At 63.1% G+C, this 22092-nt stretch carries 18 protein-coding genes and 1 tRNA gene; 10 read left to right on the top strand and 9 right to left on the bottom strand.

All coding sequences use genetic code 11. The features are described 5' to 3' along the window. The first annotated feature begins 157 nt into the window (after window positions 1–157). Window positions 158–457, top strand: coding sequence for a DUF1236 domain-containing protein (locus FJ978_RS05875; RefSeq protein WP_013893116.1), 300 nt, complete (start codon window positions 158–160; stop codon window positions 455–457). 79 nt (window positions 458–536) lie between these two features. Further along, complete coding sequence (locus FJ978_RS05870; protein ID WP_140570926.1) at window positions 537–737, top strand: hypothetical protein; 201 nt, start codon at window positions 537–539, stop codon at window positions 735–737. 874 nt (window positions 738–1611) lie between these two features. On the opposite strand, the gene FJ978_RS05860 is transcribed toward FJ978_RS05870, so the two are convergent. Beyond that, window positions 1612–1686, bottom strand: a tRNA-Val gene (locus FJ978_RS05860). Window positions 1687–1791: 105 nt separating this feature from the next. Then, window positions 1792–2154 (bottom strand): response regulator, encoded by a 363-nt coding sequence (locus FJ978_RS05855; RefSeq protein ID WP_006199474.1) that lies wholly within the window; start codon window positions 2152–2154, stop codon window positions 1792–1794. Window positions 2155–2316: 162 nt separating this feature from the next. Here FJ978_RS05855 and FJ978_RS05850 point away from each other — a divergent pair, with 162 nt between their 5' ends. Together FJ978_RS05850 and hisN are read left to right on the top strand one after the other, a co-directional pair. After that, window positions 2317–3258 carry an N-formylglutamate amidohydrolase gene (locus tag FJ978_RS05850; protein WP_140570924.1) on the top strand — a complete coding sequence of 314 codons (942 nt, stop codon included), beginning with the start codon at window positions 2317–2319 and terminating at the stop codon, window positions 3256–3258. Window positions 3259–3585: 327 nt separating this feature from the next. Beyond that, on the top strand, window positions 3586–4359 hold the full coding sequence (hisN, locus tag FJ978_RS05845; protein WP_140570922.1) for a histidinol-phosphatase: 774 nt from the start codon (window positions 3586–3588) through the stop codon (window positions 4357–4359). Between the two features lie 30 nt (window positions 4360–4389). On the opposite strand, the gene FJ978_RS05840 is transcribed toward hisN, so the two are convergent. The 4 genes from FJ978_RS05840 to FJ978_RS05830 form a co-directional block, all read right to left on the bottom strand. Continuing rightward, window positions 4390–5220 (bottom strand): AraC family transcriptional regulator, encoded by an 831-nt coding sequence (locus FJ978_RS05840; RefSeq protein ID WP_140570920.1) that lies wholly within the window; start codon window positions 5218–5220, stop codon window positions 4390–4392. A gap of 100 nt (window positions 5221–5320) precedes the next feature. Then, window positions 5321–5566 (bottom strand): DUF1127 domain-containing protein, encoded by a 246-nt coding sequence (locus tag FJ978_RS05835; protein WP_140570918.1) that lies wholly within the window; start codon window positions 5564–5566, stop codon window positions 5321–5323. Window positions 5567–5569: 3 nt separating this feature from the next. Beyond that, complete coding sequence (locus FJ978_RS32705; protein ID WP_181176698.1) at window positions 5570–5725, bottom strand: hypothetical protein; 156 nt, start codon at window positions 5723–5725, stop codon at window positions 5570–5572. Between the two features lie 169 nt (window positions 5726–5894). After that, window positions 5895–6872, bottom strand: coding sequence for an alpha/beta hydrolase (locus FJ978_RS05830; RefSeq protein ID WP_140570916.1), 978 nt, complete (start codon window positions 6870–6872; stop codon window positions 5895–5897). Between the two features lie 481 nt (window positions 6873–7353). On the opposite strand from FJ978_RS05830, the gene FJ978_RS05825 reads away from it, so the two are divergent. The 4 genes from FJ978_RS05825 to FJ978_RS05810 all read left to right on the top strand — a co-directional run bounded on the left by FJ978_RS05825 (window position 7354) and on the right by FJ978_RS05810 (window position 11773). Then, complete coding sequence (locus tag FJ978_RS05825; protein ID WP_013893124.1) at window positions 7354–7821, top strand: Hsp20 family protein; 468 nt, start codon at window positions 7354–7356, stop codon at window positions 7819–7821. A gap of 309 nt (window positions 7822–8130) precedes the next feature. Beyond that, window positions 8131–8616, top strand: coding sequence for a spore coat U domain-containing protein (locus FJ978_RS05820; RefSeq protein ID WP_140570914.1), 486 nt, complete (start codon window positions 8131–8133; stop codon window positions 8614–8616). A gap of 38 nt (window positions 8617–8654) precedes the next feature. Continuing rightward, window positions 8655–9386, top strand: a complete 732-nt coding sequence (locus FJ978_RS05815) for a fimbria/pilus periplasmic chaperone (protein ID WP_140570912.1) — start codon at window positions 8655–8657, stop codon at window positions 9384–9386. A gap of 20 nt (window positions 9387–9406) precedes the next feature. Beyond that, window positions 9407–11773, top strand: coding sequence for a fimbria/pilus outer membrane usher protein (locus FJ978_RS05810; RefSeq protein WP_140570910.1), 2367 nt, complete (start codon window positions 9407–9409; stop codon window positions 11771–11773). Window positions 11774–11798: 25 nt separating this feature from the next. On the opposite strand, the gene FJ978_RS05805 is transcribed toward FJ978_RS05810, so the two are convergent. Beyond that, a complete protein-coding gene (locus FJ978_RS05805) occupies window positions 11799–12725 on the bottom strand; it encodes a spore coat protein U domain-containing protein (protein WP_181176699.1) in 927 nt (308 codons plus the stop codon). Window positions 12726–12878: 153 nt separating this feature from the next. Then, complete coding sequence (locus FJ978_RS05800) at window positions 12879–13931, bottom strand: low specificity L-threonine aldolase (protein WP_140570906.1); 1053 nt, start codon at window positions 13929–13931, stop codon at window positions 12879–12881. 495 nt (window positions 13932–14426) lie between these two features. Here FJ978_RS05800 and gltB point away from each other — a divergent pair, with 495 nt between their 5' ends. Next, window positions 14427–19163, top strand: coding sequence for a glutamate synthase large subunit (gene gltB / locus FJ978_RS05795; protein ID WP_140570904.1), 4737 nt, complete (start codon window positions 14427–14429; stop codon window positions 19161–19163). Between the two features lie 141 nt (window positions 19164–19304). Beyond that, window positions 19305–20759: a glutamate synthase subunit beta gene (locus FJ978_RS05790; protein ID WP_013893131.1), complete on the top strand. Its 1455-nt coding sequence runs from the start codon at window positions 19305–19307 to the stop codon at window positions 20757–20759. Here the strand turns inward: FJ978_RS05790 and FJ978_RS05785 are convergent. Further along, window positions 20756–21982, bottom strand: a complete 1227-nt coding sequence (locus FJ978_RS05785) for a DUF459 domain-containing protein (protein ID WP_140570902.1) — start codon at window positions 21980–21982, stop codon at window positions 20756–20758. The genes FJ978_RS05790 and FJ978_RS05785 overlap by 4 nt on opposite strands. Window positions 21983–22092 lie beyond the last annotated feature (110 nt).

The raw sequence follows: 22092 nt of genomic DNA, 5'->3' as shown, positions 1-22092 counted from the left end.
GTCCCGAGAGGCAAGACCATTGCGCTTTGCGGCCGGACTTTGGTCCTATCCTGTTTCAGACTGAAGCCCGGCAGCGGAACGTTTGGCCGGACGAGGTGTTCGGACGGCTGGCGCGCAGCCGGTCGTGCTGTCGCCCGGACTATAAGAGGAGAAAACCATGAGAATGCACCTTACCAGCAGCGCTGCGGCGCTACTGCTTTTAGCCGGCGTCGGCGCAGTTGCGGCACAGGACGTTGTCATCACGCCGGAGCAGGACACCGTCGTGCGCGAATACGTGAAGAAGCAGCCACTTGCTTCCGTGAAGGTTCCTGGTGTGGAACTGAACGTCGGAACGGCTCTGCCGGACACGGTTGAACTTCATGAGATCCCCAACGTCAAATACCGCTACGTGATGGTCGACAACCACACGGTTCTGGTGGACCCAGGCACCCGCAAGATTGTCAAAGTCTACGACTGAACTTCGAACTACCACTCCCGCCGCCACCCCATGGCGGCGGGCAGTGCATGTCGGTCGCCACTCAACCGGACAAGTGAAGATGATGAACCTTGAAGTCGAAACATCTCAAGCCCTCGAGGCGCGCTTGGTTGATCTCCAGGCGAGAGTGCGGGCAGCTCGCATAACCGAGACCGAAATAAGAACCTTCCAAAAGGTCGCAGCGATCATGGATGACGGGCGCGGCCAGATTGCTGGCGACGATCCGATCGCAGCATCGTTCGTTGTCGAACCGGAGACCTGAATAGGTAGCGCACTAGCGGTGGCGCCCTGTCCTTCAGCAAGCGGGCAGCTGTTATACATAGCCTTGCGACGCCCGGCTTCGACCCAGCAACAATTCCCTTTGCCATTGCTTTCCAAGGAGCCTGCAATGGAAAGCGCAAATTCAAAAGGGACGCCGGCGCGCGTTGAAGTGGTCGAAGCCTGCCGGAATGGTTCATGCGCATAGTGGCCGACGACGATGAACTTAGCCGTTCATTCGATTTGGAATCGTTCGCCCTCGGCCTTTGCCGAAGGCCAGCGGATACGGGTGGGGCTTGCCGAGTTCAGGCGCCGTAGGCACGCGTCCAAGCCCCGAAAAAAGCCCGCCACTGAGGAAGCAGTGACGGGCCTTTCCAGTGTTCTGCTTGGTGAGGGAACCCAAGCGGCTTCCAAACTCCAATCTCGAAAACAGGTTCCTTGATCGGCCAAAAATTGCCGTTGCAGCGGTCCGCTCCGCATCTGGAGCTCCGTTGAACCGAGGAAGTACGGTTTCAAACAAAATGAGCCCGCACCGCCGGGTTGGGACGATGCGGGCCGACCAAGAGTGAATTCTCCTGGCCGCAGCGGAGGGGGTTGCTGCACTACTGAAACTGAGAGCCTGTATATTAGGTTCCACTTAAGGAAAAAGAGATCCTTGTCCCATTTACAACCTCCCAGTGTGTGGGTCCGCACCACGGGCGGCACGGTGCGGATCCGGCCGAAGGTTGCCTTTCTCGGCCAGCGCACATCGCGCTGCTGGCCATGCAACCGGCCTTGCTCGCAGGCATCGATTTGGGAAGCGGCCGGCGCGCTCGGCGTGTCGGCCAACACGATCGATAAGCCACGTCGTCAGGGAGTTAGCTAAGTCTTTGAAAGGATGGTGGGCGTGACAGGGATTGAACCTGTGACCCCTGCAATGTCAATGCAGTGCTCTCCCGCTGAGCTACACGCCCATCCGAAGCCGCGCATACACCATTTTTGATCCAGCGCGTCAATAGCAGGAAAAAGGAAAGAAGGCGTCGTCTCGCCGCAGCCGCGATGCCTTGGCCGAAGGCGGCTCAGGCCGCCTGCAGCATCTTCTCGACCTCGTTGACGAGATCGCGCAGATGGAAGGGCTTCGACAGCACCTTGGCGTCTTTCGGCGCCTTGGAATCCGGGTTCAGCGCAACGGCGGCGAAACCGGTGATGAACATGACCTTGAGGTCGGGATCGATCTCGGTGGCGCGGCGTGCCAGTTCGATGCCGTCCATCTCCGGCATGACGATGTCCGTCAACAGCAGCGAGAACGGTTCCTCGCGCAGGCGCTCATAGGCGCTGGCGCCATTGTCGAAATCGCTGACCTGATAACCAGCGCGCTCCAGCGCCTTGACGAGGAACCGACGCATATCGTCGTCGTCTTCCGCCAGAAGAATGCGTGCCATGATGTCCCGTCCGAATCACCCGCCCGAGACTGCCGTGGGGCAGGCCCGTTAACCATCCTGTATATGAGGAGGTGAGGGTAAACATCAAGTGAACGAGGACGAGGAAGACCCACATTTGGTAAGCGGCGAGGCCGCCGAAATGCTGGACATGCGGCCAGCAAGGTGGCAGTTTCATATCATGATGCACTGGTGTTTTCGGGTTCGTTCAAATTGAAGACGGCAGCCGAGGATTTTTCGGTCGTTCCACCCTTCGAAATCCGATCGGGCGCCGAACAGCGCGTCCCCTTCCTCTTCAACTCACCACACAGCGGCCGCTACTATCCCGAACGCTTCCTTGCCATGGCAAGGCTCGACCGCAACGCCATCCGCCGCTCGGAGGATTGCTACGTCGATGAGCTGTTCGGGGGCGCGGTGGCGCTGGGCGCGCCGATGCTGGCGGCAAATTTCCCGCGCGCCTATCTTGACGTCAATCGCGAGCCCTGGGAACTCGACCCGCGCATGTTCGCCGAGCCGGTGCCGTCCTTCTGCAACATCCGCTCGGCGCGGGTGGCGGGCGGGCTCGGCACGGTACCCAAGCTGGTCGGCGAGGGGCTCGACATCTATTCCGGCCGCTTGCCGCTTGCCGAAGCGGTCGCCCGCATCGAGGCCGTCTACAAGCCCTATCACGAGACGCTGAAGCGGCTTTTGACGAGAACCCATGCTCTTTTCGGCTTTGCGGTGCTGATCGATTGCCATTCGATGCCGGCGAGCATCCGTGTCGGCGACAATGGCCTGAGGCCGGACTTCATCATCGGCGACCGTTTCGGCATCTCGGCCACCGCTGCGCTGACCGAAACCGCGATCGGCCTGCTCTGCGCCATGGGCTACACCGTCGCCCACAACAAGCCTTATGCAGGCGGCTTCATCACCGAGCACTATGGCCGCCCGGCGCGTCATCTGCATGCACTGCAGATCGAGGTCAATCGCGGGCTCTACATGAACGAGCGGACATTCGAGAAGGCGGCCGGCTTTGATGCGCTGGCGGATGATTTGACGCGATTTTCGGCCGATCTGATGGCGATGCCCGACCATCATTTCATCGACCTGCCGCTGGCCGCGGAGTGAGACCGCGCCCCGGATGGGCAGCTCAGGATTTGCGGCGTAAAAAAAGACCGCATCGTTTTCACGATACGGTCGAAGTCTAGGGAGGAAACGCCCAAGGAGGGCATGGACAGGATAACCTGTCCGAGATTGAGGGTATTGTGCGCTGCACAAATGTCAAGCGACGTTCAGGCTTTTTTAATTCAGAGTGATGTGGAAACTGCGTTTCGATGACGCTGGCGTGACATTCCGGCAACAGTCGCGGCAGCGGATAAATCGATAAACAGGCTTGTTTTAGCAGGAAAGTGGCGGCAGAGCCCTATTCGGGCATGCCGTATGCGGGAGAATCAGTTGGACATCAGCATCGATTTCATGCGCCGCATCGCGCAGGCGGCAGCGGCGGAGACCTTGCCGCGCTTCCGTGCCCAAGGGGCTGTCGCCAACAAGGAAAAGGGCAGTTTCGATCCGGTCACCGAAGCCGATCGCGAGACCGAGCGCGCCATCCGGGCGCTGATCTCGGCCGAGTATCCCGACCACGGCATTCTCGGTGAGGAGCATGGCAGCGAAAATATCTCCAGCAGGCATGTCTGGGTGATCGATCCGATCGACGGCACGCGCGCCTTCATCTCCGGCCTGCCGGTATGGGGGACGCTGGTCGGGCTGACGGTCGACGGGGACGCGGTCGCCGGCATGATGGCGCAACCCTTCACCGGCGAGTTGTTCTATGCCAACGCATCTGGCTCGCACTATGAGGGGCCGGGAGGGCCGCGCAAGCTTTCGACCCGCAAGACGACGAAGCTTTCCGAGGCAACCCTGTTCACCACCACGCCGGCGCTGTTCAAGGGCGAGGCGCGCAATCGCTATGACGCCTTCGAGAGGCAGATCCAGCTCGCCCGGTACGGCGCCGATTGCTACGCCTTCGCCATGATCGCCTCAGGAAGCGTCGACATTGTCGCCGATCCCGGATTGCAGCCCTACGACATCGTGGCGCTGATCCCGATCATCGAGAAGGCGGGTGGTGTCATCACCACCTTCGACGGCGGACCGGCGGAAAAGGGCGGCGATGTGCTGGCGGCGGCAACGCCGGAGCTTCACGCGGCCGCCATGGCTGCCCTGCGCGGCTGATATCTCGGCGCCTTCTTTGACGCGATTCAATCAGCGCGACCCGATCGAGCGCTGGAATTCCGCTGGGGTGCGCCCGTAGACCTGTCTGAACGTCGAGCTGAAATGGCTGTGGCTGGAGAAGCCAAGATCCATGCCCAGCGTGGTCAGATTGTCGTAGCGGCCGAGCAGGTCGAGCGCGCGCGCCAGCCGCAGGCGCAGGTGATAGCGATAGAGCGGCATCGCCTCGACCTGCTGGAAGACTTGCGTCAGGTAGACCGGCGAGACGCCGACGTCGGCGGCAATCTCGGCCAGCGTCCAGCGCCGCGACAGGTCCGAGGACAGGACGAGCTTGGCGCGGTCGACCAATTTCTGCCGTCCAGGGCTGGCGCCCGCGACATGCGAGGTGTGTTCGCCGAGCGAGCGCCGCACCAGCGTCAAGGCGAGCGTCTCGGCTTCCAAGGTCTCGGCGACATTGCGGCTGAGGCTATGGCGCAGCAACGCCACCAGAGCCTGCGCGCGCGGGTCGATGCGCCGGCGCTGGCGGCGGAACGCCAGGCGGTCGCCGGCGCGCAGCTGTCCCTTCGGCGCCAGTTCGCGCAATTGGCCTTCCTCGACCACAAGGTCGAGACAGGCATCGCCACCTTCGACGGGATGGCTGACCTGATAGGCCTCAGCCGCGTTGAAGAACAGCAGCTGATTGGCCTCAGCGACGACGTCGTTGCGCCCGACATGGCGCACGAAGACGCCGCGATAGGGAAACACCAGATGTGTGGCCGTGCTGCACTCTTCGTCGCTCCGGTGCCGGCATTCGCCGCTGCAGACGATGTCGCGCACCCTGACGGTGCCGGTGTCCAGGAGCGGCTGTACCGTGAATTGCGACATGGCCGTTGCGTCCCGTGCCGGAAAAATGATTCCGGAATTTGCGAAGACATTCTACGCAATCGGCCGGTCTGATCCTGTCAGGAGACTTCCGGACGGTGCCTCAATCCCACAAGCGGCGCCTGAATTCGCAATAGGCGTCGCCGCGCGACAGGCCGATGTCCTTGAGCTGTTCGTCGGTCATTTCGAGCAAGGCAATGCGGCTTCGGCGTTTTTCCATCTGGCGACCGACCCATCGGGCTGCCGCCAGGCATTGGGCGTGCAAGGACTGGCGGAAGGTTTCGGTGCGAACTGTCGGCGCGGCGACGTGGCCGGCCAAGCGCTGCGCTATTGAATGATCGGGGCGCATGGCTCAGTCCTCACTGGCGCCGGCCGCCGAAGCGCCGGCTTCGTTGAGTGCCTGGGCGCATTCCTCGCAGCAGACCTCGACGGTCTTGCCGCCGACCTTGACGCGGATCGGATTGGCGTCCAGCTGGCAATCGCAGGCGGCGCAGGTTTTGTCGGTCATGATCTCATCTCCTCGGCGTTCAATTCGACGCGAGCAGATGAGCATTCCGATACGGGCGCGGACTGTCAGAATCTTTAGCACTTTTGAGTGCTGCGGGCGCCCACGCCCCATCTTCCTGACAACGGAGTGTCAGCTATGCCGGCCGATCCGTGAAGGGCTTTGGCGCCAGTCAGGCCGTCGGGTCGTCGGAGCCAGGAATGAAGGCATCGAAGGCGGCGAGGAATTGTTCGCGGTAGAGGTCGGCCTCCTGCAGGATTTCGTGCTTGGCGCCGTCGATCATCAGTATCGAGCCGAGCCTCAGATTTCTGGCGTATGCTTCCACCGCCCTGGTCGAGACGACCTGGTCGGCGCCGGCGGCGATGATCAGCAGAGGAACCTGGATCCTGGCCATGAAGTCGGGATCGCTGATCGCTTCCGAAGCCTTTGCCGCCGCCTGCAGCCAACGGATCGTCGGGCCGCCGAGGGCCAGTTGCGGATACTCTTCATAGATGCGGGTGTTGCGACGATAGCGCTGTGGATCCGACGTCACCTTGTTGGCTTCGAAAGGCAGCGTGTCTCTCGGCCGTGGGCCCCAGGCGGCATAGAGCCTGCCAAGGCCCAAAGCGCAGAAAAACGAACAGACGCGGCGAACGGTGCTTATCGAGACCGGCAGGTCGGGCAGCGTCAGGAACGGCGCGATCAGCACCATGCGCCGCACGCGGTTGACCATCGACGGCGCCGCAAGCAGCGTGATCACCGCGCCGGCGGAATGAGCCAGGATGTAGTAGGGTCCACGGCAGTCGGGCAGCACGATCTCCTCGAAGAACTGCTCGAGGTCGGCCGTATAATCGCGGAAGGACCTGACATAACCGCGCTGGCGATCGCGGATCAGCCGGTCGGAATCGCCCTGGCCGCGCCAGTCGAGCGTGGCGACGCCAAGGCCCCGGGCGGCAAGATCGCGGATGGTTTCGAAATATTTCTCGATGCACTCGTTGCGGCCTGGCAGCAGCACCACGGTGCCTCTCACCGGGCGCGCGACCGCTCCGAACAGGCCGTAGCGGATCTTCTTGCGATCGCGCGTGGTGAAAAAGCCGCCGGCGGCGTTCTCCGGCCGCGGATTGCCCTCAGTCTCATGGAAAAGGGAGGTGTCTTGGAGGATGTCCGTCATGCGGCGTTTTGTGCTCGGCGTCTTCACGTGCCAGCCTGTCGGGACCGGCCTCTCAAGGTGATAGACGTCAATACATCAAAAGCAAAGGAATTCCAGGTGACGGGAGATGCAGCACAGGGAAGGCCGGAAGCGGCATTGAGCGCGTTTCCGGCCTTCTGTCGATCCGGGAGGAAGGGACGTTAACACCCGGTTCGGCCTCGTTGCGGCCCCTCTGCAAATTCGGCGCCGCCAATCCTTGATCTTGAGAGCCACTTTAGCGGCAGCTGTCTGAACGCGCGCCGAAGCGCCGGTTCATCTGCCGTTCATCACGGCAGGCCGCGCTGCTTTTTTTGCCGTCCGGCCAAATCTTGAAATGCCTTCGAACGCTCCCCAAATGTGGTTTGCGGTCGCCAATGTCGGGGCCGCTGGTCTAGCCGAAACGCCGCTCGTGGGTTTCGCACCGACCATACGCAAACCATGTTGCTCAACAGGAGAACACCTCATGCGTCACGTTGATTTTTCCCCGCTTTATCGTTCGACCGTCGGCTTCGATCGTCTCTTCACCATGCTCGATTCGCTTGCGCAGCCTGATGGCGCGCAGACCTATCCGCCTTATAATATCGAGCGCACCGGCGAGGATTCCTACCGGATTTCGATGGCGGTCGCCGGTTTCTCGGATGAGGAAATCTCGATCGAAGCCCATCGCAACGTGCTGACCGTGAAGGGTGAGCGCAAGGACGAGGGCACCGGCGAAGGTTCCGAACTGCTCTATCGTGGTATTGCCTCGAGGGCTTTCGAGCGCCGCTTCCAGCTTGCCGATCACGTTGAAGTCGTCGGCGCCGCGCTGAAGAACGGCCTGCTCTTCGTCGACCTCAAGCGCAACATCCCCGAGGAACTGAAGCCGCGCAAGATCGCGATCACCTCGGCTCCGGCCAAGGCCAAGCAGATCGAGGCCAAGACCGCCGCCTGACAAGACGGCTTGCTAACGCGTAAAGTTAAAGTCTCCTCCCGAGACGGAAGCGGCGCCGAAAGGCGCCGCTTTTTTTTGCGTTTGCTGGGTGGATGAAAAGGGGCTTTGCCCTGACGCTGCTCGAATCCGGCAGCGGGATACCTCTTTTTGCCCTCGGGAGGGGCCGAGCATGAATTGGTTTAGCTTTATCTAAATAAGTAATATCTTGTTAAGCAACATCGAACATATTTTGGCGAGGCTCAATCACGGGCACATGCTCCCAATCCCGCCTCGTCTTCTCCTGGGACCATCGAAAAAGGACCTCGCCGGATGTGGCGGAAAACAGCAGCGTGCCTAGCGATCCTGGCAATTACCGGCGGCGAGGCGCGCGCCACGACAACAACCGCTTCCATGGCCGTGCAGATGACGATCACCGCGTCCTGCACCATCAACAGCGCGTCAACCCTGAACTTCGGCTCGTCCGGCGTCATTGCGGCCAATGTCGACCAGACGTCCACGGTCCAGGTTCAGTGCACGAACACGACTCCATACAATGTTGGCCTGGACGCAGGCACCGGATCGGGCGCGACCGTCGCCGCCCGCAAGATGACCAATGGTGCCGCCACGATTTCCTATTCTCTCTATAGCGACAGCGGCAGAACGACCGTCTGGGGCAACACCATCGGGACAAATGCGGTTTCGGCGACCGGTTCCGGCGCCGCGCAAAACTTTACCGTCTATGGACGCGTGCCGGCGCAATCAACGCCTGCGCCAGCCGTCTATACAGACACCGTGACCGTCACGGTAACCTACTGAAGTCGGCCTCATTGACGGTCGACGCCATGGGGGTGGCAATGAATTGGGCAAGGCTGGCTTCGGCCCTGGCGGGGGCATTGCTGTTCGGCGCTGTGCAGGTCCGTGCGGAGTCGCTTCAAGTGCAGCCCGCTCTGGTCGATGTCGTCGCGCCGAGCGCGGCGTCGACCATTACGCTGCGCAATGAGGGGACAACGCCGACCAACGTGCAGATTCGTGTTTTTCGCTGGTCGCAGGTCAATGGCGAAGAATCCCTTCAGCCCACGGATGATGTGGTTGCCTCGCCTCCTGCCGTCACGCTCCTGCCGGGTACCGACTATGTTGCCCGCATCGTGCGAGTGGTCAAGCGACCGGTTGCGACCGAGGAGGCCTATCGCCTGCTCGTCGACGAGCTTCCAGACGCCAGTCGGGCCAAGACAGGCACGGTGAGGCTGCTGGTTCGCCACTCGATCCCAGTCTTCTTCGGTTCGCAGGCAAGAACGCCACCCAGCTTGGACTGGACGATATCGAGACAGGACGGCCGTTTGATCGTTTCAGCCCACAACAGGGGCGGTACCCGCTTGCGCATCTCCGCACTCTCGCTACGCGACGTCAGCGGGCACAAGATTTCATTCGGTGGGGGTTTGGTCGGCTATGCGCTCGGTCAGTCGACCATGCGGTGGGCGGCACCGGCCAGCGGGCGCAAATTCGCCACCAAGGGATCGGTCTCGATCTCGGGCCAAGGCAATGATGGCCCGATCAATGCCGTGGCGCCGGTTGTCGCCGCGCCGTGAATGCGGCTTGGCTCCTGACATTGTCGATATTGGTTGCGACGCTGATACAGTCCAATCGAGCGGACGGAGCAGCGCAGCAGCTTCAGCTCGAAGTCTTCATCAACGGCGCCGCCACCAACCAGATCGCGGCATTCGAGTCTTTCGACGGCCGGCATCTCGGCGCCGCTCCCGACGAACTGCACGCTTTGGGACTGGATCTCGGGAAGCAAGCCCGACCTCGGGAAGCCATCGTCATGCTCGACACCGTGCGGGGGCTGGGCTACCGCTACGAAGAGCGGGAGCAACGCATTTTTCTAACGATCAATGATGGCCTGCGCGGCATGATATCCTATGACGCCGCGCCCGGCCGGGAGGCTCCCCCTGACGTTCGAGCGGGGTTCGGCGGGGTTCTCAACTACAATCTGTTCGCGGCATCGCGGCAGGAGCCCGACGCCAGTGGCTTCGCCTTCAGCGGCGCTTCCACCACCCTCGATGCACGGGCCTTTTCGCCGGTCGGCACCTTCGGCCAATCGGCGATCCTGCGGCTGGAGGACAATGGCCGCGCCGATGCATTGAGGCTCGATACCGCCTACACTTATTCCGACCCGGCAACGCTAACCACGTACCAAGCTGGCGATGCGATTTCCGGCGGGTTCGCCTGGACCAGGCCGATCCGCATCGGCGGGCTTCAGGCGCGCCGCGACTTCGGCCTTCGCACCGATCTGATCACCCAGCCGCTTGTATCGGCGAGCGGCAGCGCGGCGGTGCCGTCGACGGTCGACGTCTATGTCAACGAGTCGAAGACCTATTCGCACCCCGTCGACACCGGACCGTTCCAGATCACCGACATCCCCGTCACCACCGGCGGTGGGCAGGCGGTTATCGTCTTGCGCGATGCGGCCGGCCGTGAAACGCGCACGAGCGTGCCATTCTACGCCTCGCCTAACCTACTGAGGCCGGGGCTCTTCGACTTCTCGCTGGAGGCAGGCCTGCCGAGGTTGGGATACGCGACGACGTCCGACGCCTATGCCGTCAACCAGCCAGTCCTGTCGGCAAGCCTGAGAAAGGGCATCTTCGACTGGCTGACGCTCGAAGCCCACGGGGAGGCCAGCAGCGGCCTGCTCAATGGCGGTCTCGGCATGGTGACGCGCACCGGTTCGCTCGGCGTCGCTTCCTTCGCGGTGGCCGGCAGCCATGGCGCGGCGGGCGGCGGGCTGCAGTCCTATGCCTCCTATGAGATCAGAATCGGGACCCTCAGTGTAAATGCCAGTTCGCAAATGACGTTCGGGTCCTATGACGATCTCGCCTCGGTGAGCGACCGGCTTCAAGACGGCGGAACGTCCGGCCACGCCTTCTTTAGGCTGCTGTCCTTCGACCCCATGGCCGTGGGTGCGTCGACCCGATCCAGGCCGCCGAAGATGGTCAACAGCATTTCCTTCGGAACGCCGCTGCCCTTCGACAGCGGCAGCATTAGCGCAAGCTACATCGATCTGACGCCGGCCTGCGGTGAAGGTTCCAGGATACTCACCGCTTCCTATTCGCGGGCGCTGCCATTCGGCTATCTCAACGCGACCGCCTTCGCCGCCCTTGGCGGGCGACGGAATGCCGGCCTCTTCGCCGGCCTGTCGATCCCGATCGGCGGCAATGTAATGGCTTCGACGGCCATTTCAGCCGACAAGCACGGTGTCGATGTGATTGCCGATGTTAGCAAACCGCTCGGCGAGGACCCGGGCAGCCTTGGCTGGCGGACGAGCTTCAGTCAGGACGGGTCCGCCGAGGGCTCCGCGGCAGTCTCCTATCGCTCCTCCCATGGGCATGCCGAGGCCGGCGTCGGCCGTTCAATCTCGGGCACAGCGGCGACAGCCCAGTTCGAGGGGGCAATCGCAACGATGGGTTCCGGCATTTTCCTGACAGACCGAATTGACGACAGTTTCGCCGTTGTCGAGACGGGTTTGCCGGGTGTCGGCGTGCTTTTCGAGAACCGGCCGGCCGGCGTCACCGACGCGAAAGGAAGGCTTCTGGTGCCGAGCCTGCGCTCCTATCAGCGCAACAAGATCGCCATCGACACGACCAATCTGCCCGTCGACGCCGACGTCACGACCACGCAGGATATCATCGCGCCAGCCGACCGGGCTGGCGTGCGGGTCGATTTCCGAGTTCGCACCGACGTCAGCGCCGCGGTCCTCGTCTTGTCGGGGCCGGACGGACAGCCGCTCGAGGTCGGGTCGCACGGCACGGTCAACGGCACGCAGGACTTCGTCATCGGTTACGACGGACGCGCTTATGTGAAAGCACTGGCGCGAAACAACACTGTCGTTGCCGAGACCGCCAAGGGTTCGTGCCGCGCATCATTCGGCTACATGACAAAAGCAAACGAGCAAGTGGTCATCCCGGTTGTCTGCCGCTGATCCCGGATCGGCTGTCTGTGGGTCATCAATACGTAACCGTCACGACGATTGTGTCGGTGTAGGCTCCGGGCGCGGGCGTCGTCTGCGCGGGCGCGCGGGCGTAGACGGTGTATGGTTGATCGAGCCCGGTGCCGGTGCCGCTAGCGGTGTTAATGCCGATCGTGGTTCCCCAGACACTGGCCCTGCCGCTGTCGCTGTAGAGCGAATAGGTCACGGTCTTTGCGCCGCTCGTCATCTTGCGGCTGGCAACCGTGGCACCGGAGCCGGCCCCGGCGCTCAGTCCGATATTGTACGGCGTCGTGTCGGTACAGCGAACGGTGACCGAACCGGTCGAATCGACATTGGATGCCAGCACTCCGACGGAGCCAAAGTTCACGTTGGTGGCCGAGACGTTGCAGTTCGCGTTGATTGTCGCGGTCCAGGTGGAGCCGCTGGACGTGGCTTGCCGGCTGCCTGTCGGACACGCCGAGGCGGTCTTGTAATCATAGCTGGCAGCCGGTGCGGTGGTCATGGTCCAGACATACGATCCGGGTCCAGCGGCGGCCTGGTTGGAGAATACTCTGCCGTAAACGGTCAACGCAGTGCCGGCGCTGCCCGAGGAACCCAAAGCAAGATCGTAGGTCGCCCCAATGGGATAGAGCCCGTAACTGGTCGTGGCCAGACCCCAGGACCCCCAGATCGTCGTTCGCGACGCGTCGCTGTAGAGCTCGTGGACCAATCGCTCGGACCCGGAAGCCAGCCGGCGGTTGCCGGCCGCGTTGGTCTGGCCAGGTGAAAGTTCGACGCAAAGGCGCACGGTCTGGTTGGCTGTCCCGGTGCAGTTGATCGAGAAGGTTGCCGTCGTGTCGTCAACGGCTCCGCTCAGAATGTCCAACACGCCGTACGATCCGTTGGCGGCCGTGACGGAGCAGCTCTGGGACCAAGCCCCTTGCAGGCTGCAAGCGAGGATCATTGTGACTAGCGCTGCTCGCAACTGAATTGTCCAGCGAAGCCAATGGTATCGCGAACGACGTATGAACCCTGATCCGCTGCCTTCCACCTTGGTCCGCTTATCAAGGTCCGAGGCCAATTCAAAAACGGGGCGTGTCGCAGCCATTTTGCCCGCTTATCCGGCCAGGAGCTGGCCAAAGCGATCGACTTCCTCGGTCGTCGTGGCAAAGCTGGTGACGAAGCGGTAGAGCAACTCGTCCTCGCCGATATGGCCGTCGAAACCATGCGGCTTGTGCCAGTCGTAGAAGGCGGCGCCCGCCGTCTGCAGCCTGTCGGCTTCGGTCTTCTTGATTACCGCGAACACCTCGTTGGCCTGCGGCAGCCAGGCGAGCTTCGCCGTTTCCGAATCCTCGATCGCCGCCGCGAGGCGCGCGGCCATGGCGTTGGCGTGCCGGGCCGTGTCGAGCCACAGCCCGTCCTTGAAATAGGCCTCGAATTGCGCCGCCACGAAGCGCGATTTCGAAAACAGTTGAGCCGCGCGCTTGCGCAGAAAGGCCAATTCCCTGGCGCGGTCGAGGTCGAACAGCACGATCGCCTCCGCGCACCAGCAGCCGTTCTTGGTGCCGCCGAAGGACAGGATGTCGACGCCGCGTTTCCAGGTCATTTCGGCCGGCGTCGTGTCGAGCGCGGCCAGCGCGTTGGCAAAGCGGGCGCCATCCATGTGCAACGGCACGGAATGTTGCTTGGCGATGGCCGCGATCGTCTCGATCTCTTGCAGGCCGTAAATGGTGCCGACCTCGGTCGACTGGGTGATCGAAACGGCCATCGGCCGGCCCCAATGGACGATCTCTGGCGCGAAGCGGCCGATGGTCCGTTCCAGATTGTGCGGGTCGATCTTGCCGAGGGGGCCGTCGACGGCATGAAGCCGCGAGCCGCCGGAAAAATATTCCGGCGCGCCGCATTCGTCTTCGATGACATGCGATTCGCGGTGGGCGAAGGAAATGCCGCCGGGCTTGTTGTAGGTGGTCAGCGACAGCGAGTTGGCGGCGGTGCCGGTTGCGACGAAGAACACCGCGACTTCGCGTTCGAAAATCTCGCTGAAGCTGGCGTAGACCGTCCGGTCGAGCGCGCCGTCACCATAGGCGGTGGAAAAGCCGCCGGCCGCGGCCGACAGGCCGGCGACGATATTGGGATGGGCGCCTGCCCAATTGTCGGAAGCGAAGAACATGTATCTGCCTGTGCTGGGGAAATCAGCGCGAAGTTGACCGGTTTCGCAAGCCGACCGCAAGGGCCAGACGCCGAAAAAACCACCGGCCCGATCAACTTGTCAGCGCGGCGGCTGGCGACCGAAGCTTACGTTTTCGGTCGACTTCGCGACATTTTCTGTCGTGTAAGGCCCAAGTTTTTTGTGAATCGGTCTTGTGTGCGCCGGGGAATTCTGCCATAAAAATTTAGGACAGTAGTGCTGTCTTATTTTGTCGCACAAAACAGGCTGGATTGGCGTAACATATGGGCCTCTCCGGCTGTTGCCGCGAGCGACAGGTGGACGGCCAGACACTGGCCTGTACGATACCAGATGCGGACCATGCGAAAAGCCGCATGATCCGGCAAGGATTTCGCAAGACGTGCCGCAAGGATCAGGGTGAGCAAGACGCTTGCCGAGGCAAATTAGCGACCGAAGAAATGGCCAGCGCCCGAAGGGCTGGGAACGGAGGATAGGACAATGACGGACATGACGCTTGCTGCGACGAACGGCCAGGCCGCGCAGACGAAAGCGGCTGCCGTCAAAACTGCGCCTCGATCCAACATCGGCCGAACCACCAATGGTTTTGCCGCTCAGGGCCTCTACGATCCGCGCAACGAGCATGACGCCTGCGGCGTCGGCTTCATCGTCAACATGAAGGGCGTGAAGTCGCACCAGATCGTCAAGGACGGCCTTGCCGTGCTCGAGAACCTGACGCATCGCGGCGCCGTCGGCGCCGATCCGCTGGTCGGCGACGGCGCCGGCGTGCTGGTGCAGCTTCCGGACCAATTCTTCCGTGAGGAGATGGCGGCCCAGGGCATCGAACTGCCGCCTTCTGGCCAATATGGCGTCGGGCACTGGTTCATGCCGCAGGACGCCGCCCTTCGCGCCCATATCGAAGAGATCATCGCCGAATCGGCGCAGTCCGAGGGACTGCCGCTCATCGGTTTCCGCGACGTGCCCGTCGACAATTCATCCCTGTCGAAGGCGGCCGACATCGTGGCGTCCGAGCCGTTCCATCGGCAGGTCTTCATTGGTCGCACCGCGGATATTCCCGACGACGAGGAGTACGAGGCCAGGCTTTACCTGCTGCGCAAGGTGATATCGGGCCGCATCTACGCCGAGAACGACAACAAGGACATCGGCGCCTATTGCGTGTCGCTGTCGGCGCGCACCATCGTCTACAAGGGCATGTTCCTGGCCTATCAGGTCGGCGCCTATTACAAGGACCTCAAGGACCCGCGCTTCGAGACCGCGCTGATCCTGGTCCACCAGCGCTTCTCGACCAACACCTTCCCATCGTGGAAGCTGGCGCATCCGTACCGCATGGTCGCCCACAATGGCGAGATCAACACGGTGCGCGGCAACAACAACTGGATGGCGGCCAGACAGGCTTCCGTCGATTCCGAGCTGTTCGGCAACAACATCTCGAAGCTGTGGCCGATCTCCTATGACGGCCAGTCCGACACCGCCTGCTTCGACAATGCGCTCGAATTCCTGTTCCAGGGCGGCTACAGCCTCAGCCACGCGATGATGATGCTGATCCCGGAAGCCTGGGCCGGCAACAAGCTCATGGGCGCCGATCGCAAGGCTTTCTACGAGTACCATGCAGCCCTTATGGAGCCATGGGACGGCCCGGCGGCGGTCGCCTTCACCGACGGCCGCCAGATCGGCGCCACGCTCGACCGCAACGGACTGCGCCCGGCACGCTATATCGTCACCGACGACGACCGCGTCATCATGGCCTCGGAAGCCGGCGTGCTGCCGGTGCCGGAGGAGAAGATCGTCAAGAAGTGGCGGCTGCAGCCCGGCCGCATGCTTCTGATCGACCTTGCCAAGGGCCGCATCGTTCCCGACGAGGAGATCAAGTCGGAGATCGCGACCAAGCATCCGTACAAGACCTGGCTTGCGAACACGCAGCTCATCCTCGAAGATCTGAAGCCGGTCGAGCCGCGCGCGTTGCGCAAGGATGTCAGCCTGCTCGATCGACAGCAGGCGTTCGGTTACACCCAGGAAGATACCAAGCTGTTGATGTCGCCGATGGCGACCACCGGCCAGGAAGCCGTGGGTTCGATGGGCACCGACACGCCGATCTCGGCAATGTCGGACAGGTCGAAGCTGCTCTACACCTATTTCAAGCAGAACTTCGCCCAGGTCACCAATCCGCCGATCGACCCGATCCGCGAGGAGCTGGTGATGAGCCTGGTGTCCTTCATCGGTCCCAGGCCGAACATCTTCGACCTGGTCGGCAATTCGCGCCGCAAGCGGCTCGAAGTGCGCCAGCCGATCCTGACCAATGGCGATCTGGAAAAGATCCGCTCGATCGGCCATACCGAAGACCGCTTCGACACCAAGACGATCGACATCACCTACGGATCGAGCGAGGGCGCTGCCGGCATGCAAGGCGCCATCGACAGGCTCTGTGAGCGAGCGGAGGCAGCGGTCGCCGGCGGCTACAACATCATCATCCTGTCCGACCGCCAGCTTGGCCCCGACCGGATCGCCATTCCGGCACTGCTGGCGACGGCAGCCGTGCATCACCACCTTATCCGCAAGGGGCTGCGCACCTCTGTCGGTCTCGTCGTGGAATCCGGCGAGCCGCGCGAAGTGCATCATTTCTGCTGCCTTGCCGGCTATGGCGCCGAGGCGATCAATCCCTATCTCGCCTTCGACACGCTGCTCGACATGCACAAGCGCGGCGAGCTGCCGGAGGAGGTCGACGCCTACGAGGTGGTGTCGCGCTACATCAAGTCGATCGGCAAGGGCATCCTCAAGGTGATGTCCAAGATGGGCATCTCGACTTACCAGTCCTATTGCGGCGCGCAGATTTTCGACGCGATCGGGCTGAAGTCCGACTTCGTGCAGCAATATTTCACCGGCACAGCGACGCTGATCGAAGGCGTTGGGCTGGACGAGGTCGCCGGCGAGACGGTCAGCCGTCACACGGACGGCTTCGGCAGCGACCCGGTGCTGCGCAACAGCCTGGATGTCGGTGGCGAATATCTGTTCCGCATGCGCGGCGAGGCGCATATGTGGTCGCCCGACGCGGTCGCCACCTTGCAGCATGCCGTGCGCCAGGGTTCGTGGGAGACGTTCAAGGACTATTCCGCGCAGATCGACAGCGAGACGGCGCGCGCCCAGGCCATTCGCGGCCTGTTCAAGATCAAGCTGGCCGAGGAGACCGGACGCAAGAAGGTCGCGCTCGACGACGTCATGTCGGCAGCCGATATCGTCAAGCGCTTCTCGACCGGGGCGATGTCGTTCGGTTCGATTTCGCGCGAAGCCCACACCACGCTGGCACGCGCCATGAACCAGATCGGCGGCAAGTCGAACACCGGCGAAGGCGGCGAAGAAGCCGACCGCTATCTGCCGCTGCCCGGTGGTGGCAAGAACCCGGAACGCTCGGCGATCAAGCAGGTCGCTTCCGGCCGGTTCGGCGTTACGGCGGAATATTTGGTCAATTCCGATGTCATGCAGATCAAGGTCGCGCAGGGTGCCAAGCCTGGCGAGGGCGGCCAGTTACCCGGCCACAAGGTCGACGCGACCATCGCCAAGGTCCGGCACTCGACGCCCGGCGTCGGCCTGATCTCGCCGCCGCCGCATCACGACATCTATTCGATCGAGGATCTGGCGCAGCTGATCTACGATTTGAAGAACGTCAATCCGGCGGCCGACGTGTCGGTCAAGCTGGTGTCGGAAGTCGGTGTCGGCACGGTTGCGGCGGGTGTCGCCAAGGCACGCGCCGACCATATCACCATCTCGGGCTATGATGGCGGCACCGGCGCCTCGCCGCTGACCTCGCTCAAGCACGCCGGTTCCCCGTGGGAAATGGGCCTGGCCGAGACGCATCAGACGCTGGTGCTGAACGGCTTGCGTTCGCGCGTGGCGCTGCAGGTCGATGGCGGCCTGCGCACCGGGCGCGACGTCATCATCGGCGCGCTGCTCGGCGCCGACGAGTTCGGCTTCTCGACCGCGCCCTTGATCGCGGCCGGCTGCATCATGATGCGCAAGTGCCACCTGAACACCTGTCCGGTCGGCGTCGCGACGCAGGATCCGGTGCTGCGCAAGCGCTTCAAGGGCACGCCCGAGCACGTCATCAACTTCTTCTTCTACGTCGCGGAAGAGGTGAGGGCGCTGCTCGCCGAAATGGGCTTCACCCATCTCGACCAGATCATCGGCGACACCGACCTTCTGGAAAAGCGCGACCTGATCGTGCACTGGAAGGCGCGCGGACTCGATTTCTCGAAGATGTTCTACAAGCCCGATGCCCCGCATGAGGCGGTGCATTGGACCGAGCGGCAGAAGCATCCCATCGACGATGTGCTCGACCGCAAGCTGATCGAATTGGCCAAGCCCGCGCTGGAGGCCAAGCAGCCGGTCCAGATCGAGGTCGACATCCGCAATGTCGACCGTTCGACGGGCGCCATGCTGTCGGGCGAAGTCGCCAAGCGCTTCAAGCACAAGGGGCTGCGCGAGGACACGATCCAGGTGAAGCTGACCGGCACCGCCGGCCAGTCGTTCGGCGCCTTCCTGGCGCGCGGCATCTCGTTCGAGCTTGTCGGCGCCGGCAACGACTATGTCGGCAAGGGGCTGTCGGGCGGCCGCATCGTCATCCGGCCACCGGCAGAAGCCAAGATCGTCGCGGCCGAATCCATCATCGTCGGCAACACGGTGCTCTATGGCGCAACAGAGGGCGAGGCTTATTTCGCCGGTGTTGCCGGTGAGCGCTTCGCCGTGCGCAATTCCGGTGTTGCCGCCGTCGTCGAAGGCGTCGGTGACCATGGCTGCGAGTACATGACCGGCGGCATCGTCGTCGTCATCGGCAAGACCGGCCGCAACTTCGCCGCCGGCATGTCGGGCGGCGTCGCCTATGTGCTGGACGAGGCGGGCGATTTCGCCGAACGCTGCAACATGGCCATGGTCGAGCTGGAACCGGTTCCGGAAGAAGACGATCTGATGGAAAAGCTGCTGCACCATGGCGGCGACCTCGATCACAAGGGCCGCGTCGACGTGTCCGGCGACATGACCAGCCACGACGAGGAACGGCTCTACCAGCTGATCTCGAACCATGTGCACTATACGGGTTCGGTGCGCGGCCGCGAGATCCTCGACGACTGGACGACGTTCCGGCCGAAATTCCGCAAGATCATGCCGGTCGAGTACCGCCGTGCGCTGATCGAGATGGAACGCATGCGCATGGGCGTTGCCGCCGAATAGATTTTGCAACGGCCGGGAGGCCCAGGCTTCCCGGCTTCATGTCACCGACAATTTGACCTCTTGCCGAAGGTTGCCATGGCTGCCTCAAGAGGTTAACGGGTGCGGCGAAAACCGCACCATCTGGACAGCAGGAACTGGACTATGGGCAAGGTAACAGGCTTTCTCGAAATCGACCGGCAGGTCCACAAGTACCAGCCGGCGTCCGACCGCATCCGGCATTTCCGCGAATTCACGCTGCCGATGTCGGACAAGGAGGTCGAGAAACAGGCCGCGCGCTGCATGGATTGTGGCATTCCGTTCTGCCACGGGCCGACGGGCTGCCCGATCCATAACCAGATCCCCGACTGGAACGACCTCGTTTACAACCGGGACTGGGACAACGCGATCCGCAACCTGCATTCGACCAACAATTTCCCGGAATTCACCGGCCGCATCTGCCCGGCGCCTTGCGAGGAAGCCTGCACGCTGAACCTCGAGGACATTCCGGTCGCCATCAAGACGGTGGAGCAGGCGATAGCCGACAAGGCCTATGAGACCGGCCATATCAGGCCCTATCCGCCGGAGAAGAAGACCGGCAAGCGGGTCGCCATCATCGGTTCCGGCCCCGCGGGCATGGCAGCAGCCCAGCAGCTTGGGCGCGCCGGCCACGACGTTCACGTCTACGAGCGCGAAAGCCGTCCAGGCGGGCTGATGCGCTACGGCATCCCCGACTTCAAGATCGAGAAGCACTATATCGACCGCCGCATCGAGCAGATGCAGGGCGAGGGCGTGACTTTCCATTGCGGCGTCAATGTCGGTGTCGACAAGCCTGTTGCCGAACTGCTCGCCGAACACGATGCCGTGCTCTATTGCGGCGGTTCGGAAACGCCGCGCGCGGCCGGGATTCCCGGCGACGATCTCGGCGGCGTGCATGACGCGATGCCCTATCTGGTGCAGCAGAACCGCCGCGTCGGCGGCGAGCCGATCCAGTCGGTGGCCTGGCCCTCGCATCCGATCATCGCCGGCGGCCAGCATGTCGTCGTCGTCGGTGGTGGCGATACGGCCTCCGACTGTGTCGGCACGGCTTTCCGCCAGGGCGCGGTGCGCGTCACCCAACTCGACATCCGCCCGCAGCCGCCGGAGAAGGAAGACAAGCTCGCGGTCTGGCCCTACTGGGCGACCAAGATGCGCACGTCGTCCTCGCAGGCCGAAGGCGCCGAGCGCGAGTTCCAGGTGGCGACGCTCGAGTTCATCGGCGAGGAGGGCCAGCTGACCGGCGTCAAATGCTGCGAAGTCGACGAGAAGCGCAAGCCGATCCCCGGCACCGACTTCGTCATTCGCGCCGACCTCGCCTTCATCGCCATCGGCTTTGCCGGGCCGGCGACGGCCGGCGTGGTGACGGAACTGGAGGGGGAGATGAAGGTCACCACCGACAGCCGCCGCTCCCGGAATGTCGAGGCCAATGATCGCGACTACAAGACCAGCGTCGACAGGCTCTACGCGGCGGGCGATGTACGCCGCGGCCAGTCGCTGGTGGTCTGGGCGATCCGCGAAGGCCGCCAGGCGGCGCGGTCGATCGACGAGGCCTTGATGGGAACGAGCGTACTGCCTCGTTAAGGCGCGATCGCCGTCGTCGTGTCAGCCGAGGCGGCCGCGGCGGCGGAGCTTGTCTTGGGCGGCCAGGAAAAATCGTCGGCACGGCCGGGTGAAGCCGCCGGCGCCTTGCCCTCGATCACCAGTCTTTCGCCGGGAAGAGCCGGATTGGCCTTTGCCGGCGGCGCGGCGCCGAGCAGTTCGGTGCCGCCGTCGAGCGCCGGATCGCTGAGCAGCATGGGCACGGTGCGGTCGATGACGATGGGTGCGGCGGCCGGCGCCGGGGCCTCGACAGGGGCGCCTGCCGGTGCGGCGGCCGGCGCCACGCTTCCGGGCGCGGCGAGACCGAGGATCTTCATCAGCGACTTTTCGGTGTAGAAGGCGAGCTTGCGCTTGCCAGCTTTCGAGACGTTGATGCCGTCATCGGCGCGCAGCCGCACCGGCTGGCCGTTCATGTCGGGGCCGCTGGTGATGAAGGCGCCATTCTCGTCGACGAAGCCATCCCAGACATCGACGAACTCGCCGCCGTTCTTCTCGGCCGCCGAGTGGTAGATGTCGTTGAAGGCCAGCATGTCGGAGGTCATCTTCGACACCCGGAAGGCCGGCATGCCGACCCAAAGGAACGGCACCTTGGTGCTGGCGATGGCTTTGCCGAGTTCATCGGTGCGGCGTTCGTATTCCTTGGTCCAGTTCTCGGACCGGGGTTGCTCGCGAACGTCCCCCACCATCATCTGCTGACGGTCGTTGGACCCCAGCATGACGACCACGGCGGTCGGTTTCTCGGTCTCGATCAGCGACTTGATCTGTTCGGGCCAATTGTAGACATCGTCGCGCACGAAACCGGACGAACCATTTGAGCGAACGACGATCCTGACGCCGGGATTCTCCGCGAAGGCGGTGTCCAGGCCTTCGGAGAGGCCGGTCGCCATGAAGTCGCCGACCACCAGGACGGTACGGGCATCCGGTGCCTTGTCGACCACCGGGATTTCCGGTTCCGCGGGCGGACGGGGCGCGCGCGGCTTTTTCGCCTTGGGTCTTGCCTTCTGGATGGTCGGCGGCGGCTCAAACCGCTCGCTGCGGCGCGGAAACAGAAGGTCGCGCAGCGACCAGCCACGATTTTGCTGCTGCTCCTGCGCCATGGCCGGCGCATGGAAGGCACTGGCAGCGCCTATCACCAGCAGGACGATCGCCAGAATCAGGATCGGCATGCGGCGAACAAGGATCGCGATACGCGCGGCCGAAACCAATCACTCCTCCTCCCCTTGCGCCCACCCACAAAACGAGCCGGTTTTGGGACCGGGCGCAAGTTCAAAGTGCCGTTGCGCCCGGTGGCTCCGCCAAAAACGCGCACGGCGCC

The organism is Mesorhizobium sp. B1-1-7, from assembly GCF_006442705.1.
Classification (GTDB): Bacteria; Pseudomonadota; Alphaproteobacteria; order Rhizobiales; family Rhizobiaceae; genus Mesorhizobium; species Mesorhizobium opportunistum.
The sequence above is the reverse complement of the archived record's forward strand: the minus strand, read 5'-3'. Positions and strand labels throughout refer to the sequence as shown.

Excerpts from the sequence above, each read along its gene's own strand:
- FJ978_RS05875 (WP_013893116.1), top strand. The coding sequence starts at position 158 with ATGAGAATGCACCTTACCAGCAGCGCTGCGGCGCTACTGCTTTTAGCC.
- FJ978_RS05870 (WP_140570926.1), top strand. The coding sequence starts at position 537 with ATGATGAACCTTGAAGTCGAAACATCTCAAGCCCTCGAGGCGCGCTTG.
- FJ978_RS05855 (WP_006199474.1), bottom strand. The coding sequence starts at position 2,154 with ATGGCACGCATTCTTCTGGCGGAAGACGACGACGATATGCGTCGGTTC.
- FJ978_RS05840 (WP_140570920.1), bottom strand. The coding sequence starts at position 5,220 with ATGTCGCAATTCACGGTACAGCCGCTCCTGGACACCGGCACCGTCAGG.
- FJ978_RS05835 (WP_140570918.1), bottom strand. The coding sequence starts at position 5,566 with ATGCGCCCCGATCATTCAATAGCGCAGCGCTTGGCCGGCCACGTCGCC.
- FJ978_RS32705 (WP_181176698.1), bottom strand. The coding sequence starts at position 5,725 with ATGACCGACAAAACCTGCGCCGCCTGCGATTGCCAGCTGGACGCCAAT.
- FJ978_RS05830 (WP_140570916.1), bottom strand. The coding sequence starts at position 6,872 with ATGACGGACATCCTCCAAGACACCTCCCTTTTCCATGAGACTGAGGGC.
- FJ978_RS05825 (WP_013893124.1), top strand. The coding sequence starts at position 7,354 with ATGCGTCACGTTGATTTTTCCCCGCTTTATCGTTCGACCGTCGGCTTC.
- FJ978_RS05820 (WP_140570914.1), top strand. The coding sequence starts at position 8,131 with ATGTGGCGGAAAACAGCAGCGTGCCTAGCGATCCTGGCAATTACCGGC.
- FJ978_RS05815 (WP_140570912.1), top strand. The coding sequence starts at position 8,655 with ATGAATTGGGCAAGGCTGGCTTCGGCCCTGGCGGGGGCATTGCTGTTC.
- FJ978_RS05805 (WP_181176699.1), bottom strand. The coding sequence starts at position 12,725 with ATGATCCTCGCTTGCAGCCTGCAAGGGGCTTGGTCCCAGAGCTGCTCC.
- FJ978_RS05800 (WP_140570906.1), bottom strand. The coding sequence starts at position 13,931 with ATGTTCTTCGCTTCCGACAATTGGGCAGGCGCCCATCCCAATATCGTC.
- gltB (WP_140570904.1), top strand. The coding sequence starts at position 14,427 with ATGACGGACATGACGCTTGCTGCGACGAACGGCCAGGCCGCGCAGACG.
- FJ978_RS05790 (WP_013893131.1), top strand. The coding sequence starts at position 19,305 with ATGGGCAAGGTAACAGGCTTTCTCGAAATCGACCGGCAGGTCCACAAG.